The organism is Erysipelothrix sp. HDW6A (assembly GCF_011400295.1).
Classification (GTDB): Bacteria; Bacillota_I; Bacilli_A; order Erysipelotrichales; family Erysipelotrichaceae; genus Erysipelothrix.
This window is the reverse complement of record NZ_CP049859.1, coordinates 758,900-776,095: the sequence shown is the minus strand read 5'-3', so window position 1 is coordinate 776,095 and position 17,196 is coordinate 758,900. Positions and strand designations below refer to the sequence as shown.

At 33.7% G+C, this 17,196-nt stretch carries 17 protein-coding genes and 1 pseudogene; 10 read left to right on the top strand and 8 right to left on the bottom strand.

Translation table 11 applies throughout. The annotated features are described in order from the left end of the window. Window positions 1-56: 56 nt before the first annotated feature. The 6 genes from gshAB to G7059_RS03900 form a co-directional block, all read right to left on the bottom strand. On the bottom strand, window positions 57-2,318 hold the full coding sequence (gshAB, locus tag G7059_RS03925) for a bifunctional glutamate--cysteine ligase GshA/glutathione synthetase GshB (protein WP_166080789.1): 2,262 nt from the start codon (window positions 2,316-2,318) through the stop codon (window positions 57-59). Continuing rightward, a complete protein-coding gene (locus G7059_RS03920; RefSeq protein ID WP_166080787.1) occupies window positions 2,311-3,648 on the bottom strand; it encodes an MATE family efflux transporter in 1,338 nt (445 codons plus the stop codon). The genes gshAB and G7059_RS03920 overlap by 8 nt, the downstream gene beginning before the upstream one ends. Window positions 3,649-3,671: 23 nt before the next feature. Next, window positions 3,672-4,082: an arsenate reductase ArsC gene (locus G7059_RS03915; protein WP_166080786.1), complete on the bottom strand. Its 411-nt coding sequence runs from the start codon at window positions 4,080-4,082 to the stop codon at window positions 3,672-3,674. Beyond that, window positions 4,082-5,161, bottom strand: coding sequence for an ACR3 family arsenite efflux transporter (gene arsB, locus G7059_RS03910; protein WP_166080785.1), 1,080 nt, complete (start codon window positions 5,159-5,161; stop codon window positions 4,082-4,084). Before arsB ends, G7059_RS03915 begins: the two co-directional genes overlap by 1 nt. A gap of 28 nt (window positions 5,162-5,189) precedes the next feature. After that, window positions 5,190-5,498: a helix-turn-helix transcriptional regulator gene (locus G7059_RS03905; protein ID WP_166080784.1), complete on the bottom strand. Its 309-nt coding sequence runs from the start codon at window positions 5,496-5,498 to the stop codon at window positions 5,190-5,192. 162 nt (window positions 5,499-5,660) lie between these two features. Beyond that, a complete protein-coding gene (locus G7059_RS03900) occupies window positions 5,661-6,362 on the bottom strand; it encodes a transposase (RefSeq protein WP_255489652.1) in 702 nt (233 codons plus the stop codon). A 1,354-nt stretch (window positions 6,363-7,716) separates the two neighbouring features. On the opposite strand from G7059_RS03900, the pseudogene G7059_RS03895 reads away from it, so the two are divergent. The 9 genes and pseudogenes from G7059_RS03895 (at window position 7,717) to G7059_RS10650 (ending at window position 12,791) form a co-directional block, all read left to right on the top strand. Continuing rightward, a pseudogene (locus G7059_RS03895) lies at window positions 7,717-8,833 on the top strand (IS256 family transposase). A gap of 307 nt (window positions 8,834-9,140) precedes the next feature. Then, window positions 9,141-9,383 (top strand): hypothetical protein, encoded by a 243-nt coding sequence (locus G7059_RS03890; protein ID WP_166080782.1) that lies wholly within the window; start codon window positions 9,141-9,143, stop codon window positions 9,381-9,383. Between the two features lie 87 nt (window positions 9,384-9,470). Next, on the top strand, window positions 9,471-9,755 hold the full coding sequence (locus tag G7059_RS03885; protein ID WP_166080781.1) for a transposase: 285 nt from the start codon (window positions 9,471-9,473) through the stop codon (window positions 9,753-9,755). 258 nt (window positions 9,756-10,013) lie between these two features. Continuing rightward, window positions 10,014-10,373, top strand: coding sequence for a DDE-type integrase/transposase/recombinase (locus tag G7059_RS03880; protein ID WP_166080780.1), 360 nt, complete (start codon window positions 10,014-10,016; stop codon window positions 10,371-10,373). Continuing rightward, a complete protein-coding gene (locus G7059_RS10665) occupies window positions 10,374-10,616 on the top strand; it encodes an integrase core domain-containing protein (protein WP_166082060.1) in 243 nt (80 codons plus the stop codon). Window positions 10,617-10,645: 29 nt separating this feature from the next. Beyond that, the gene (locus G7059_RS03870) at window positions 10,646-11,368 is read left to right on the top strand and encodes an ISL3 family transposase (protein WP_166080779.1); all 723 of its coding nucleotides are present in this window, start codon (window positions 10,646-10,648) and stop codon (window positions 11,366-11,368) included. 142 nt (window positions 11,369-11,510) lie between these two features. After that, on the top strand, window positions 11,511-12,308 hold the full coding sequence (locus tag G7059_RS10660) for a transposase (protein ID WP_370519185.1): 798 nt from the start codon (window positions 11,511-11,513) through the stop codon (window positions 12,306-12,308). A gap of 3 nt (window positions 12,309-12,311) precedes the next feature. Continuing rightward, window positions 12,312-12,539: a transposase gene (locus G7059_RS10655; protein WP_166080777.1), complete on the top strand. Its 228-nt coding sequence runs from the start codon at window positions 12,312-12,314 to the stop codon at window positions 12,537-12,539. Between the two features lie 3 nt (window positions 12,540-12,542). After that, entirely contained in the window at window positions 12,543-12,791 is a 249-nt protein-coding gene (locus tag G7059_RS10650) for a transposase (protein WP_370519184.1), read from the top strand. A 141-nt stretch (window positions 12,792-12,932) separates the two neighbouring features. On the opposite strand, the gene G7059_RS03850 is transcribed toward G7059_RS10650, so the two are convergent. After that, window positions 12,933-14,495, bottom strand: coding sequence for an InlB B-repeat-containing protein (locus G7059_RS03850; RefSeq protein WP_166080775.1), 1,563 nt, complete (start codon window positions 14,493-14,495; stop codon window positions 12,933-12,935). A 289-nt stretch (window positions 14,496-14,784) separates the two neighbouring features. Between G7059_RS03850 and G7059_RS03845 the strand changes: the two genes are divergently transcribed. After that, the gene (locus G7059_RS03845) at window positions 14,785-15,936 is read left to right on the top strand and encodes an IS110 family transposase (RefSeq protein WP_166080774.1); all 1,152 of its coding nucleotides are present in this window, start codon (window positions 14,785-14,787) and stop codon (window positions 15,934-15,936) included. A gap of 599 nt (window positions 15,937-16,535) precedes the next feature. On the opposite strand, the gene G7059_RS03840 is transcribed toward G7059_RS03845, so the two are convergent. Continuing rightward, window positions 16,536-16,898: a type I restriction-modification system subunit M N-terminal domain-containing protein gene (locus tag G7059_RS03840; protein ID WP_166080773.1), complete on the bottom strand. Its 363-nt coding sequence runs from the start codon at window positions 16,896-16,898 to the stop codon at window positions 16,536-16,538. Between the last annotated feature and the right edge of the window lie 298 nt (window positions 16,899-17,196).

Here is a 17,196-nt window from a genome sequence, read left to right as displayed (position 1 = left end):
TTCCATTAGAAAAGAGACTTCTTATTATCTGAAGTCTCGCTTATTTCACTATATTTTCATCCGAAAATTGCATCTAATACAGTATCCCCTATTTTTCGCTGCGTTCCTTTGTATGGGAAGCAATGTATATGAATTGCGGGATTAAAATTCATCTCAATAATCGCGTAATTGCACATATTAGCAGTTTGAGCATAATCAAATATAATCATATCTACTCCTGTAATGCTCACATTCATTGCTCTTGCTGCTTTTTCAGCAACTTCAATGTATGATGGATGAATCAGTTCTGTCACATCAATACTATCTCCTCCTGTACTTATATTAGAGTTCTTTCTGAGGTAAACTCGTTGGTCCTTATCAGGTATACTAGATGGCATCAATTCTGATTCAGACAAATAGCTAACAACAGTGTTGTCAATTTTAATTTGTTCTAAAGGTTTCGTGTATCCATGCCCACGTAATGGATTTTGATTCTTAATTTCTACCAGTTTACTAATTGTGTTTATTCCATCCCCCAATACACTTGCTGCTCTTCTGAACAAAATTCCCTGCACGATTCCATCAATAATTAAGAATCGGTATTCTTTTCCTGGAATGAATTCTTCCAAAAGGACCGTCTCATCTTCTTTGAGTGCTAATTCAATTGCTTTGATAAGATCTTCTCTTGTATACATATTTTCAAAGATTGTTATTCCAATTCCGAAATTCGTATTATTAGGCTTAATTACAATTCTCTCAGGTAACTTCCCACTATCTAATAGATCAACTGCATGTCCGATATTGGAAACTGAATATCCTTGAGGTGTCTTAATGGCGTTCTCATCCAAGACCATTTTAGTAACCTTTTTGTTCTCCATCATAAGCACACTACTGTAATTATCCAAACTCGTTTTAGTAGCTTCCTTAATGTATTCAGTTTTATTTGTTTTGATATCTCTTATTCTCAGAAAATTCTCAGCTCTATCAATAACTTCAAATTCCAAACCTCTCTTGATTGCGGATTGAATCAAAATTGTCGTTGATAGTTCCATTCCTTCGAGCCCTTTCATATGAGTTGGGTTAGCAAACACTTTGTCTTTCAAAATTTTGGCGATATTCATATGGTAGTCAATATAGTTGGTACTAGAAATAGCATCTTTAATAATTGTCGAATATGATTTACTTTGGTCAACTAAACGCATTTTTGCTTCTTCAATAATCACTTTGTGATCATACTCACTGGAAATCTTATTGTTGAAATAGATTTGCATATCATTCAGCAGTTTCTCACCCTCTTCAATGAACTCAATTGGTTCTTTATTTGAACCGACTATTTTGTCAGTATCAAAAATTCTACTAATACTGTCTTGATTGATTGAAGCAATTGTTTGAAGATCTGATGTAAAATCAAAATCTTTCATGCTTGCGAAATATACCATAAATAGATGTAGTAACTTTAAATCATTAATGCTCACACCATTCGCATAGAGAGGGTTTATATCAATAAAACGCAACTCTAAATACTCGTAATCTCCTGATGAATCTTTTCTTACACGAACTGCAGAGTAAAGCTCTGATTCCGTAGAGATTTCCTTGTTGACAATCAGATCCATTACACTTTGTTCATACAAATCCTTTGTACTAAAATCTAGAGTAAAGTGTTCTTCATTTCTATACCCACATACACTGTTCCGAAGTGTTCGTAAACCTGAATAAGAACAGTCACCATCCTCAGTTCTTTCGCTAATATCAACGCACTGTTTTATGTAACTGCTATGAAAGACTGGACCTGCTGCCAGGAGATAGATCATCAGCCAACGGTTAAAAAGAAAATGTTTTGCGATTTTCAAGTACAGTGCATTTTTGAAAACGTTATATTCAATTTTAGTGTTAGTCTCTCGATATAGTTTTTCAATGTATTCTTCATCGAATGACATATTTAAGTGAATACCTGAAATAACTGATCGCTTACTTCCATACTTCTTATTTAAATAGGATCGATACTCTTTCTTATTCTCATCATCATAATCAGCAATACTTATCATTTCATCGTCAGGAAGGATTGGTGGATTGCTCTGTGGCCACAGATATTCATCTGTGAGTGTTTGCTCCACTACACTTTGTATATTTGTAAGAAAATCGTATGCTTCCTCAATTGAATCACATGGAGGCGTGACCATCTCAATTTGTGACTCTGAAAAATCTCGAGTAATGTAAATATTTGATTCACCGAACTCACTTGGGTGTTTCGTCCCAGAGAGACGACCATTTGAATCGACGCGCAAATTCTCTTTCTCAAGTCCAAATTTCCCTTTAAGCATTAAATCTCTATTATTCATTTTGCAGTTTCTCCTTACGCATCGTCATCTTAAACCAAATATACAATCCAATACCTTTTAACATGCTAGAAATACTGATACTCCACCATACCCCACTGAGCCCTAAATATTCTGATAGCAATAATGCAAGTGGAATTCTGCCAAGTGTGAATATAATCGAAATAATTGGTGGTGCGTAAGTTTTGCCTATTCCGTTAAATGCCCCAACAGTCAACAACTCAATACACATAAATAGTTGAGAATATCCAATCACCCGCATATATTCGACACCACTATTTATCACGTTTGGTTCAGATATAAAAATACCGAATATTTGTTTTGGAAAAACTATAAATACAGAAGAGATGAGAATTCCAAAGAAAAACACTAATCTCAAAGAGATGCCATATCCTTTATCAATTCTATCAATATTCTTCGCACCATAATTTTGCCCAACAAATGCAGCGACCGCACCTTGCAATCCACCGACAGTAACATAACTAATCGATTCAATTTGCACACCGATTTTCTGTACTGCAATAGCTTCAGAACCAAATCTAACGATAATACGTGTCATAATCATAGAAATAAATATAAACAATATCCGCTGGGCTGTGACGGGAAAACTGAGTTTGAATATTCTCAATACTTTATCAATTTTCATCCGTTCCCTGAAGCTACTCTTAATCTCTGAGTTAGAATTCAGAACAAGCAGAACTAAAGTGATAATACGCGCTATATTATTTGTCCACGCTGCCCCACTTACCCCTAAAGCCGGAAATATGGAGAAGCCAAATATGAAAATTGGATCAAGAACAAGATTTATAACCAAGCCAATTGAATTTGCTCTGAAAGTTTCCTTAGTATTACCATAACTTGTGAAAACTGATGTATATGTTGAAACCAAGAACAGAAATGGTACTCCAATCAATGAGACTTGCAAATAATCGTTAGCCTTCCTAAGAATGATGAACTCTTTAATTCCAAAGAAAGATAGCAACTGCTTAGAATTCATTGATACAACTACGCTAAACAGCACTGAGATCAACACTGATAGGAATAGTGCGTTTTTGGTTATTAGCCTTGCTTCCTTCTTATCTTCTGAACCAAGAGCTTGGGCAACAAGAACTGCAGCACCAACTGTAATAATAGTTGATACTGCTGTTGCTAGATTCACATAGAAACTGGCTGTTCCAATTGCACTTACTGCATTACTGCCAAGTCTTCCGACCCAAATCATATCAAACATTCCTAAAGCGGTCTGAATCAAATTTGTCAAAATAATAGGTAAAGATATTTTTATCAGAGTTATCTTAATATCTCCGTTTAACATGTCAATTTGTTTAGTCATAGTAATAATACTCCTTAAGTTTTCTAAAGAGCGATTACACCAGACTTAATTCGCTCAGCTAAGTCATATACCTTCTCTTCAATTAAGTTCATTGTTTTAATAAATTCTTCTTCAGGGCTACCTAATGGATCATCAAGCCCCCAGTCTTCACGATGTTTATTTGGTAAATATGGACACTCAACATTGCATCCCATAGTTACCACAATCTCAACTTGTGGTATATCCTCCAATAGTTTTGATCGTTGTGTTTTGTTCATATCAACGTTATACTGTTCTTCAATAATTTTCACCGCTGTTTGATTGATTTCAGGTTTTGTTTCTGTTCCAGCAGAATACGATTCAAAGACATCAGAAGCAACAACTTTAGCAATTGCTTCAGCCATTTGACTTCGACAGGAATTATGCACACAAACAAATGCTACCTTTGGTTTCATTATGATTTCCCCTTTGTCATTGATATAGGCTTAATTTTCTTATCAGAATTATACCAGCCCTTAGTTTTATTTATAAAGGACACTAACATAAGCATAACTGGGACTTCAGTCAGAACACCTACAGTAGTAACCAGAACAACTGGCGACTGAGCTCCAAAAAGCGCAATTGCAACTGCAACAGACAATTCAAAGAAGTCTGAAGCACCTATCAGTGCAGCAGGCGCCGCTACATTATGAGGTTGTTTAGCAACTTTACATGCAAAATATGCAAAGTTAGCAGTAATAACATTTTGAAGAATCAATGGAACCGCAATAAGTAGAACATGAAACGGATTGTCTAAGATAATATTCCCTTGATATGTGAATATAATGACCAAAGTAAGTAGAAGACCAATGGTCGTAATTCCATCAAATTTACTTACAAATTCATTATCAAAAAAATCTTGTCCCTTATTTTTTATTACATACTTTCGTGTAGCAGTACCTGCTATTAGTGGAACAACCACAAACAACCCGATAGAAACTATGAGTGTTTCCCATGGTACAAAGATATTTGTTGCCCCTAATAGGAATGACACAATTGGTACAAATAATAATATAATAAAAATGTCATTTAGTGATACTTGCATCAAGGTCTGCGCAGGATCTCCGTCTGTTAGGTTGCTCCATACAAATACCATAGCAGTGCATGGTGCGGCACCCAGCAATACTGCTCCTGCAATGTACTGTTGTGCTAATTCTACTGGTATAAATTGCTTAAATATAACTACGAAGAAGAAATAGGCTAATCCATACATTAAAAATGGTTTAATTGCCCAGCTTGTTAAACTCGATATCAGGATTCCAGTTGGTTTCTTTCCAACCCTTCTAATTGCTTTTAGATCAACTTTCATCATCATTGGAAAAATCATTACCCAAGTCAATACCGCAATTGGAATTGATGTATTAAGATACTCTAAACTTCTAACAAAGTTTGAGAAGTCGGGTGCGAATCTGCTCAACGATATCCCTATTACCATGCAGATTATAACCCAAACAGTTAAATACTTTTCAAAAAAACTAATCTTGTTCTCATTCATTTTGTAGTTATCCTCTTATAAAAATTCGTTAGCATCCAGCTATTTCTCTTGATATACTCTCATTCGAGTTTTCAATCTCTTTGAAAAAATCATTCATTTTTTCTATGACATCTTTATTTAGTTGATATCTGGTCCAATTCCCATCTTTATCACCTTTTACAAGCCCACTATCTACAAGAATTTTCATGTGATATGAAAGTGTTGGCTGAGTAATAGAGAATTCATCAAGAATATGACATGCGCATAGATTCTCATTCTTAAGCATCAAGACAATCTTTAGTCTTGTTTCATCTGAAAGAGCTTTAAAAAAAATTGCTAAGTCTTCATTTGAATACATAACATCCTCCTATATAGATAATTATCAATGTCATTATATCTGCGACATAGATAAATGTCAATATAGATAACCGTCTATATTGATAATATTTATAATTTGTATTGATATTATTGATTAAAGTGATATAATGAAAACATAGAAAAAGCCACTATATAGTGGCTTTCAAAGAGTTGACAAACTTAAGGTTTGTTGGCTCTCTTTTTTAATACTTCTCTCAAAAAAGAAAAAAATTGGCATAAATACCAATTTTATCCTGTTAAATGCATTGTTTATCGGTCTCTTTCCAATTCTTGATAAGTAGTTAACCATTTTTTTTATGTTCATTGCAGCATAAAGTAAGTACACATCATCTCGTACTTTATTTTTACCTTTATATCGAGTGAATCCCATACCGTGTTTTGCTTTTCCATCCGCAAAACATCGTTCTATGGTTTCTTTTCTTAATGGATATATTTCTTTCCATTTATCTGTGAGTCGAATATGATCAAGCGCTTCTTCTTTAGTGTATTTATTCTTATTAGCATTAGCTTTGATATGGGTTCCGTCGATAAAAAGTGATTCCATGTCGATGAGTTCATGGTCGTACAGTTGTGTAAGAACTCCCATAAATATTTTCTCAGCGATATTATTATCACGATATTTTCTTCTATAGTTTTGAGAATAGGTTGAATGATTCGGTATTGTGTCTTCAAAACCCAACCCTAAAAACCAACGATATGCCACGTTGACTTGGATTTCATCACAAGTCTTACGCATAGAATTTATGCCGAAAAGTTTATTAATAAAGATCATCTTAAACAGTATAACAGGATCGACACAGGAGCGACCTTGATTGGAGTATAATGAATCCGTTAAATCATTAATAAAAGACTAGTCAATGTACGCTTCTAGTTTACGTACCAAGTGGTCTTGGGGTACAAGATTATCTAATGAATCTATTACAAATACTTCGTTTTTATTGATATACTTTTTAGCCATAATTATCACCTATATCTATTATACTACTCTTAATTATTACGGTGTTCTAATGAGGGTAGAATATGAAATTAAGTATGATAAGAACTTAAACAGATTAACTTTATGTTTGCACTCCGTAAAAAAAAGACTGTCGACATTTGTCAACAGTCTGAAAGCCACTATATAGTGGCTTTCAGAACTATTAATGGTGCCATTGACATATCCTGGGCGAACACCCCTTAGGTTGCTAATAGCCATGATGGCTTACTACTGACTTTCTTTAAAAATACCATTAATGTAGATTATTGGCTACCCAACAACCAAAATCACATAATCTACTTAATAAGTATAATATAATATTATTTAATTGTGAAAAAATTTTCACAATTAATTTTTCGCATTCTAAGCATTTTACAAACTTATATTTCATACTTTTATTTGTATTGGTATGACCCCAAATAATTTGGTTCTCCTTTTAATTGAATTCTATCATATTCTCATAAGAAGTGGACAAGCAAATTGGGGAGAGACCAAAAACTTCACAACTTGATTCTAAAGGCTTAATCTGAGCATATTAACGCAGACTTCCTGATCTACTTAAGAACACTGTCAAGAGTAAAATTGGTGAATCAAGCCAAGTTATTGATATGGATGTTCAAATGCTTATTGAATCAATTGAAATGAAATTTAAACAGATTTAAATTCTTACTCCAAAAATCGAATTTCTTTCAAAAGAATTAAACTCACCAATTTTTAAGATACCAGCTATAGATATCGACACAGACCTTGCGATTCTTGAGAATTTAGATATTTCACTTTTAGATTCCTCTGCAAACTAGTAGCATATGCAGGGTGCAAGCCAACTGTTTACCAGTCCAAAAACTATACAACTGCATTTCTAAACAAGGAGTAGGTATCTCAGAATTGCTTTATTCAACTCATTTTAACAAGCAGCTATATTCAACCTGGCATTCCGTGATTAATACCGAACGAAACGTTCTCAATGAAAACAACATTGCTATGCTCAAAAACATTTTGTCCGAAAACTGCATCGAGTTATTTTCAAACTTCTTTCAGATAATATCTATTACAATCCAGCACTATATAATTAAACTAATCTACAACTTTTAAAATCAAATCTATATTACTCGATACTTTCATATTACTCATTTTGATAAAGTCCATATAATTGTGTAAAAGTAAAAAAAGCCATAGAGGCTCTGTTATTATGTTAGTACCAATCAAACATAAGGAGTTCTCTATGACACAAATCAATTTTACTTTAGATTCAGACCAGATTCAAGATATCATTTCAAACAGTGGTGCAAATGACCTCGCAAAACAAATGTTGACAACAATATTCAATCAGTTGATGGAACGCGAACGCGATGCGTATATCAATGTCGACAACTATTTACGTGATGAGCAACGCGTTTCATATCGCAATGGCTACTATGACCGCAGTTATACTACTCGCATTGGTACACTTGACTTAATAGTCCCACGTACACGAGATGGAAAGTTCTCACCATCAGTATTTGAACGTTATCAAAGAAATGAAAAAGCTCTGCTATCAACGATGCTAGAAATGTATGTTCAAGGTGTTTCAATGCGTAAAGTAACCAAAGTTATTGAAGAACTTTGCGGAGTGAATGTTTCCAAATCATTTGTGAGCTCATTGACGGTTGAACTTGATGCAGTATCTTAATAGAGCCATCATTCAAAAATATCCGTTCATTTTAAGCGATGTATTGCATATCAAGGTCCGCGAGGATAATTGCGTTGTATCAAAGGCATTTCACATTATACTCGGTATTAATGAGTTTGGTGAACGTGAACTTATGGATTTCTCAATATCAGATAGTGAATCATATACCACATGGCAGTCGCTCTATACACGTCTTTTAGAACGTGGATTATCGGAAGTGAAACTTGTCATCTCTGATTCACATAAAAGCGAAGTAGCAGCGATAAGAGACGTCTTTGGAGGTGTAGCATGACAACGATGTCAAGTTCACTTCATGCGAAATGTATTTGATAAGTTACCTCGTAAGAAAACAGAGACGATTCGAGATGAATTAAAGATACTTTTCAAAACGAATAATATCGATATCGCACGAAATATGAAGAATGATATTATCCGACGTTACAGAGAGAAATATCAGAAGATGACGGATTGTCTTGATGAAGGGTTTGAAGATGCTTTTCAATATTGCAACATTAAAGAAACTAACTACTCCAGACTTAAAAGCACGAATATGCTTGAACGACTCAATTCTGAAATTAGAAGAAGAGAGAAAGTCATCCGCATCTTTCCAAACGAGCAATCAGCATTACGACTCATAGGTTCAGCCCTCATTGATATCCATGAGGATTAGAATACGAGTTCAAGGCAGTATATTAAATTTAATGATGAAACTAAAAAGTGGATTGATTAGATCCACTTACTGACATAAAAACTTTTACACAAGATTTAGGACTTGACTCTCATTTTCATTTTTTAATAATAATTCTGAATTCTATCTTTTAGCCTTGACAACTATATAGTTACTTCTTTAACTTCATTATTATCTAACATTAACTGTAACGCTACAACTATCACCTAACTTTCTTGTACTTAATATCACAACAAATATTTACTATGATATAATCTGTATACCAAATATTTGTAATTAAGGAGGCATCATGAGACTTTATAACTATTATTATGTTGTTAAAAGTGTTAAGGAAATGTACTATGAACTTGTCAACTATGATATAGAAGAGATTAAGGAACACTTCGCTATGTTATCACTCCTAATTGAAAGCAATGATGTTGATTTCCTGGTCGCCTTGAGAATTTTGTGCGATGATTTTATTAACTGCAAGTTATTAAATGATGGGACGAAACCATTACGCGACTATAACTACTTGGCATCTAAAATTTGATTTGACACTTCGTGGTACTATACTATAAATATGGACAGTCAATAGGAAAAATCTTAACTTATAAGAAAATGAAAGGAAAACCTATTTATGTCAAACAAAAGAACCCGATATTCTGAAGATTTTAAGAAACCAATTGTTGCTCTCTATTATGATGGTCAAACTCAACTTCGTCTCTCTGAAGATTACGGTGTTGCTCCCTCCACAATTCATAAATGGATTAAACTCTATTCAGAAGTCGAAACAGATAATGGAGAGATTCTTACCGATAAACAAGTTAGCGAACTCCAGAAACAAGTTGCCTTATTCAAAGAAGAGAACCTCATATTAAAAAAAGCAATTGCCATATTCACACCCTATTCAAACAACGACTAAAAGCAATCGAGCTCCTTAAATCACAACACAAAAATTAACGGCTTTGTAAAGCTCTTAATGTTAACCGTTCTACTTACTACAACTCTTTAAATCATAAACCTTCAAAACGTGATATTGAGAATCAGAAAATAAGGTCTCATCTTGTGAGCTTTATATAAAATATAAGTAGCGTTTGGGTGCAATAAAGCTCAATCGTCGTCTTTTTTTGAATATAGCATATCCATTAGTCTTGGACGAGTTTACAGACTCTTAAAATCTATGCCTTTAGCTCGCATGTCAACTGTTAAACCATTGTTCAAAGCTTCTAAACACAATAATGATAAAGAATGTATTAATGTTCTTAATCAAGAATTTAGTCCTTCAGAACCTAATAAAGTATGGGTTAGCGATTTTAGATATATTAAAACATCTAAAGGATTTCGTTATCTTTGCGTGATTATGGTTTTATTTTCTCGTAAAATCAGTACATGGAAGCTTTCTAATCGAATGAATTCGACCTTAATACTTGATGTTTTCTATGATGCATTTAATGTAAGAAAACCTCAAGGAAATTTACTATTCCATTCGGATCGCGGTTCACAGTATCGCTCCTTTAGAGTAAGAAAAGTAATGGGATGAATATACCGTTGTACAATTCTTTTCAAAAAATCATATCCTTGGGATAACGCAGCTATTGAATCATTTTTCAAATATTTAAAACATGAAGAAACAAATCGACGTTCATTTTTAGAAACCGAAGACTGTCAGAAATGTCTGTTCTCTTATATTAATGGTTTCTATAACCCATTCAGACCTCATTCCTACAACGATTGGCTGTCCCCTAACGAAAAAGGACTTGAATTTAATCAATTAGTTTCCTAATTACTGTCCAGTTTGTTGACATCGGTCCAATGGATAGTTCTAATGGAACAGTTTTAGATATCTTAACCCACCGGCATACTGGATTCTTAAAATCTTACTTCTTCCGCTATCCTCTTAAGGTAAGGAAAAAAGTAGAAACAGTTTGTATCGATATGTTTAAGGGATATATTGATGTCATCCGAGTTTGTTTTCCTAACGCTGTCATCATCACTGACCGTTTTCATGTAGCACAGCTCCTTAACCGCTCTTTAAACTCTGTACGAGTCCAAACAATGAACCAGAATAAAGGACACTATAAGAAGCTTAAACGCTACTGGAAACTCCTCTTAAAGAGCCATGAAGACTTAGACTTAACGAACCATAAGAAGTCTACAGGTTTCTATCATTTAATGACGGAGCAACAAGTTGTCGATGAACTCCTGAGACAGTTCCCGATTTTAGAGGAATCTTATTGGCTTGTTCAGAATCTTAGATCATGTATCAAGTACCGAAACATACAGCGATTCAAAACACTTATTGAAAAGGAAACGAGACACTTACCCAAAACAATACAAATATCGATGGAAACATTACGTTATCATTCCAATTCAATAATCAATGCACTTACTTATTCAAATTCAAATGGAAAACTAGAAGGAACCAACAATCTGATTAAGGTTATAAAGCGAATCACTTTCGGATATCGTTTATTCAGTAATTTCAGAGCTCGAATTTTACTTATTTGCAATACCATGTTACCCTTACAAATATAAAAACTGGTTCTACAATTTCTGGTGTTGGTGAGATTTATTCTCACTAACACCTTTTTGTATCAAATTGAAGAAATATATAAAAAGACATAGTGATTTCCGATATACTTGAGTTACGACACACAAGGAAGAAAGGAAAATTACTATGTCCATGTCTCATTCTATACGATTACTGTTAAATATTAAAGATAAGAGAGTAAAATTCTCAAAAAATTATTTATTTAAGAAAACTATTATAGGAACTCAATGTCTTATATTTAGAGGTACACTATCACCTAAGACTCCTGATTTATGTTCTAAGTGTGGATGCATTAATCACCAATTCGACATCATCAAGCATGGTTTTAAATTGATTCGAATTAAGCTGCCACGTGTATCCAATCAACGAACTTTTCTAGAATTGAAGAAGCAACGCTATCTATGCAAACACTGTGATCATACTTTTACTATTTCCACAAGTATCGTTAACGATAATCATTCCATTTCAAACAACACATTCCACTCATGTATTCTTTCCTGTAAAGATAAAATATCAATTAAAGATATTGCGAAGAATCATGATATCTCTCATGATCGTTTGAATACATGGATCGGAAGCTTATCTTCTCAATTCATTGTAAATAGAAAAACATTACCCAAACATCTCTGTTTTGACGAGTTTAAATCGGTCAAATCTGTTAATGCTTCAATGTCATTTATCTTCATGGATGCTCATACGCATAAAGTCATTGATATCCTTCAAGATAGACGTCTAAGCTACTTAAAAAGCTACTTTTGGACCTATCCTGATGAAGTAAGAGCCAATGTAGAGACAATATGTATTGATATGTACGTTCCCTATATCGAGTGTATACAGGCCTGCTTTCCCAATGCAAAGATTATCACAGATAGATTCCATGTTATTCAACATTTATCACGAGCATTATCCGGAACACGGATTTAAACTATGAAGAAGTATCCTAAACATTACCGTAAGCTTAAACGATACTGGAAGCTATTACTCATGAACGAAAGAAAGCTAGATTTTAAGAATCACAAACACTACACATGCTTTCCCTATCTCATGACACAAAGCCAAGTTGTTGATGAATTATTGAGAATAGATTCAGAATTAGAAACGAGCTATCATATTTATCAATCATTGATAAATGCTTATAATGATGGTCGAGCTTAAGATATGTTTAACCTCGTACACTCCAATCCCAAAGGGCTGTCACTTCAAATGAAAAAGGCACTAGATACTCTCACTAAACATGAAACATCGATTAGAAACTCGATGAGGTACCAAACAACGAATGGTCCACTTGAAGGGACCAATAACTTAATCAAAGTAATAAAACGAGTCGCTTTTGGCTATCGAGATTTCAATAATTTTAGAAGTAGAATCTTACTAACCACGAATACTATGGTAAGATTAGTACAATAAAAAAAACCACACATTTTTCAATGTGTGGCATGGTTCAATAACTTAAGATATTGGATCACCAACACCAGAAATTAAAGAGCCAAAAACGCAACCACATTCCTGATTGCGTTCATTGTTTGATTGTAAGATTAAATATTTTAATTATTTATTATTGAATCTATTTGCTGATTTTCGTTTGTATAACGTTAATAATGTACCTACTGTTATTAAGGGACTACTTAAAAATAAGTTGTTACCTAATCCAGTTTGAGGTAATTTTGAAGTATTATTATCAGTTTCAGAACCTGGTTCGGCTGGTTTTCCTGGATCAACTGGTTTTCCTGGATCAACTGGTTTACCTGGTTCAACTGGTTTTTCTGGGTCAATTGGTTTACCTGGTTCAACTGGTTTTTCTGGATCAACTGGTTTTCCTGGATCAACTGGTTTTTCTGGATCAACTGGTTTTCCTGGATCAACTGGTTTTTCTGGATCTTCAATTTCCCAAACTGCCCATAGAGTAATATTGTGACTTGGCATTACATCCTTATCGAAATCCCATAAATCTGGTTCATCATTTTCTCCAAACCCTTGAGCCCAACCAACAAATACAAATCCTTCTCTCTCAGGTAAAACTGGCACTGAGTGAATAAAATCACCTTCAACTACTTGAATAGTTGTAAAATCATTATTTTCATCATTAAATTGGAAGTTTACTGTATATGAATTTTTATATACTGCCCATAGAGTAATATTGTGACTTGGCATTACATCCTTATCGAAATCCCATAAATCTGGTTCATCATTTTCTCCAAACCCTTGAGCCCAACCAACAAATACAAATCCTTCTCTCTCAGGTAAAACTGGTACTGAGTGAATTAAATCACCTTCACCTACTTGAATAGTTGTAAAATCATTATTTTCATCATTAAATTGGAAGTTTACTGTATATGAATTTTTATATACTGCCCATAGAGTAATATTGTGACTTGGCATTACATCCTTATCGAAATCCCATAAATCCGGTTCATCATTTTCTCCAAACCCTTGAGCCCAACCAACAAATACAAATCCTTCTCTCTCAGGTAAAACTGGTACTGAGTGAATTAAATCACCTTCACCTACTTGAATAGTTGTAAAATCATTATTTTCATCATTAAATTGGAAGTTTACTGTATATGAATTTTTATATACTGCCCATAGAGTAATATTGTGACTTGGCATTACATCCTTATCGAAATCCCATAAATCCGGTTCATCATTTTCTCCAAACCCTTGAGCCCAACCAACAAATACAAATCCTTCTCTCTCAGGTAAAACTGGTACTGAGTGAATTAAATCACCTTCACCTACTTGAATAGTTGTAAAATCATTATTTTCATCATTAAATTGGAAGTTTACTGTATATGAATTTTTATATACTGCCCATAGAGTAATATTGTGACTTGGCATTACATCCTTACCGAAATCCCATAAATCCGGTTCATCATTTTCTCCAAATGCTTGAGCCCAACCAACAAATACAAATCCTTCTCTCTCAGGTAAAACTGGTACTGAGTGAATTAATTCACCTTCACCTACTTGAATAGTTGTAGAAGCATTATTTTCATCATTAAATTGGAAGTTTACTGTAAATCCTGTTTCTTCTGCAGCACTAATTTGACTCGAAACTCCCCCTCCAAACATTATTAATGATAAAGCTAAAAATAGAATAATTCTTTTTTTCATCTTTATTCTCCTAGTATATTGTAATTGACTTATCTAATTGTCATTTCAATATACGTTTCCTTTCTATTTTATTTATTTCTAATACGATTGAATTGTGAATGTGTACTCTGATTGCTCCCTGTAGCTTGACTACCTTAGAAAGGGTATTGCCACTTCTATGAACCGTAATTGCGATAAGTTAGATAAGTCTTTGAACTTGTATGTCGAACTAGGATCTTTGGTACTTAGATTGTGGAACACCACATCACCATTTATGAAAGGATGATATTTATGTATTACATTGGTATCGATGTTGAGAAAACATAAGCATGTTGTCGCAATTGTCAATCAACACGGTGAAGTTCATTTGAAGCCTACTCAATTCGAAAATTCAAAGTTTAAGTTCAATAGACTTTATGAGCTTATTAAACCGTTCATCTTGGATAGACACCACGTTGGACTTGAAGCAACTGGTCACTATGGAGATAACCTTATTCGTTTTTTACTCGATAAGCATTGTGATGTAAGAGTGATGAATCCACTAACCACAGATGCATTTCGTAAACAGCGGATTCGTAAGACTAAGACAGACTCCATTGATTGTTTTATCATTTGTGACGTTCTTCAGTCAGGTCATACAACTAAGATGACAAAGAAGAAATTCGTTACTCGTGAAGGAAAACAAATCACTCGTTTCAGACAAGAGCTAATGGATTCGCTTACGATGGTCAAGAACCAACTTCAAGCATGTCTTGACCTTGTGTTCCCAGAATACAACACGGTATTCAAAACAAAGTACTCTAAAGCCTATATTGCTGTATTGAAGGAATTTCCTTCAGCACAAGCTATCGCACCTGTCCATCTTACAAAGCTACGTGATCTGATACTGAAGGTATCATCAAAACGAATAAATCCTGAACTTCCAAATCATTTAAAAGAAATTGCCAAGAACTCTATTGGAGAACCTAATCAAGTTATAGAACTGAAGATTCAAATGTTTATTGAGTCCATTGAGATGAAGATGAAGCAAATTGAGAAACTTAATCATAAGATTGAGACTTTATCAAAAGAATTAAATTCCCCAATTTTTACTATTCCTGGCATTGGCTTCGTTACTGGATTTACCATACTCTGTGAGATTCAGGATATTTCACTCTTTGATGCTCCTGCGAAGCTCATAGCTTATGCAGGATGTGATCCCGCTGTATACCAATCCGGAGATTACAACGCTCCTACAACCGCTATATCTAAGCGAGGAAGTAGATATCTTAGACTTGCTTTATATCAAGCAGCATTACCAGCTGCTACTTATAATGAGACCTTTGGCGACTACTATCGAATGAAACGTTCTCAAGGAAAGAAGCATCACTGCTCTCAAGGTCATTTAGTCCGAAAGCTCCTACGAGTTATTTTCAAACTCCTGAAAAATAACACCGAATTTAATCCAACACTCTGTATATAGTTTCACCAAAATATCCCTGTTAAATTTAGTCGATAATTTTCGATGTTTTTAGTGCACACAAATTCACTTTTCAAAAATCATTTAAAAACCTAACTTTTGTCCTTGACAACTATATAGTTAGCATTTTATTATATATCATTTTTTAATATATTGTCAATAATCAAGCCCTGAATGATTGCGTAAAATAAGTGTGGAATCCCAATTTGATATGAATTAGTTAAATCTTCTGTTCATCTACATTGTTTATGAAAATTCTACTCTACTGTAGCAACATAGTTTAACTAGAACTAGAATAAAACTGATAATTGTTTATGTCATCTTTTTCTGGAAAAGTTTAATTGTTTCTAGTATTCTCAATTGCACAATTAAAACTATTTATTGTCAAATTACGCACACCAGTTAAACAATCAACACTTAACAATGAATAAAGTTCTTCACTAAAAACTTAAGCATTAGAATTGCAAAGAGAACCTCTATTACCAATTGTTGTAGAACCACATCTTTTATTAATAGCATTAGCCATGTTTGATGACTCACAAGAATTTAATAAACAAAATTGTAGCTCACCATTAGATTCTGAATAAATATCTTCCAAATCATCACCGTTGAGTTGAACATCTGAAAAAAAAGAGAAATACCATTCCGTCCAGAATGACCACTGTAGTGAATAAGCTTAGGGATGGTACTATACTGTATCCTATTACAGATTCTAATACATCAATTAAATAGTCCTTAACGGAATCATCCTCTAAGAGCTCCCGATAAAAAGAAACTTGCTTTGTTTGAGTAGTATAATTCTCTAAAGAAACCCCGTTTAACTCAATAACATTTAATAAGAGTCTATCCGAAAGATATTTATAAAATATTAAACCTAGTAAGTAATTTTTGTATTCTGAAGCATCCATTTTCCTACGCAAACTGTCTGCGGCACTAAAAAGTTTTGAATTTAATGATTGTGTCATGTAGCCTCCTCAAACTATATTTTCAGTTTCATCATACCATAATTATGAGGTTGTTCTTAAGGAAAAACAAGAAATGATTGTAATTATTCGTGAACTGTATTGATTAGTATAATGAGGCGAAAATATAACCTGATTCGATATTTTTATATATTGCATTTATTTGCGATAATGTTATAATTAAGTCATAAAAAAAACCACATAAAAGTGGTTTTTTGACATTATAAAATGGTGGACTACCCCTTCTCGTGTCCGAACTTTCGGAACAGGCTCTGACGGGGTCACATACTAAATCTATTAT

Excerpts from the sequence above, each read along its gene's own strand:
- gshAB (WP_166080789.1), bottom strand. The coding sequence starts at position 2,318 with ATGAATAATAGAGATTTAATGCTTAAAGGGAAATTTGGACTTGAGAAA.
- G7059_RS03920 (WP_166080787.1), bottom strand. The coding sequence starts at position 3,648 with ATGACTAAACAAATTGACATGTTAAACGGAGATATTAAGATAACTCTG.
- G7059_RS03915 (WP_166080786.1), bottom strand. The coding sequence starts at position 4,082 with ATGAAACCAAAGGTAGCATTTGTTTGTGTGCATAATTCCTGTCGAAGT.
- arsB (WP_166080785.1), bottom strand. The coding sequence starts at position 5,161 with ATGAATGAGAACAAGATTAGTTTTTTTGAAAAGTATTTAACTGTTTGG.
- G7059_RS03905 (WP_166080784.1), bottom strand. The coding sequence starts at position 5,498 with ATGTATTCAAATGAAGACTTAGCAATTTTTTTTAAAGCTCTTTCAGAT.
- G7059_RS03890 (WP_166080782.1), top strand. The coding sequence starts at position 9,141 with ATGAGACTTTATAACTATTATTATGTTGTTAAAAGTGTTAAGGAAATG.
- G7059_RS03885 (WP_166080781.1), top strand. The coding sequence starts at position 9,471 with ATGTCAAACAAAAGAACCCGATATTCTGAAGATTTTAAGAAACCAATT.
- G7059_RS03880 (WP_166080780.1), top strand. The coding sequence starts at position 10,014 with ATGCCTTTAGCTCGCATGTCAACTGTTAAACCATTGTTCAAAGCTTCT.
- G7059_RS03870 (WP_166080779.1), top strand. The coding sequence starts at position 10,646 with ATGGATAGTTCTAATGGAACAGTTTTAGATATCTTAACCCACCGGCAT.
- G7059_RS10660 (WP_370519185.1), top strand. The coding sequence starts at position 11,511 with ATGTCCATGTCTCATTCTATACGATTACTGTTAAATATTAAAGATAAG.
- G7059_RS10655 (WP_166080777.1), top strand. The coding sequence starts at position 12,312 with ATGAAGAAGTATCCTAAACATTACCGTAAGCTTAAACGATACTGGAAG.
- G7059_RS10650 (WP_370519184.1), top strand. The coding sequence starts at position 12,543 with ATGTTTAACCTCGTACACTCCAATCCCAAAGGGCTGTCACTTCAAATG.
- G7059_RS03850 (WP_166080775.1), bottom strand. The coding sequence starts at position 14,495 with ATGAAAAAAAGAATTATTCTATTTTTAGCTTTATCATTAATAATGTTT.
- G7059_RS03845 (WP_166080774.1), top strand. The coding sequence starts at position 14,785 with ATGTTGAGAAAACATAAGCATGTTGTCGCAATTGTCAATCAACACGGT.
- G7059_RS03840 (WP_166080773.1), bottom strand. The coding sequence starts at position 16,898 with ATGACACAATCATTAAATTCAAAACTTTTTAGTGCCGCAGACAGTTTG.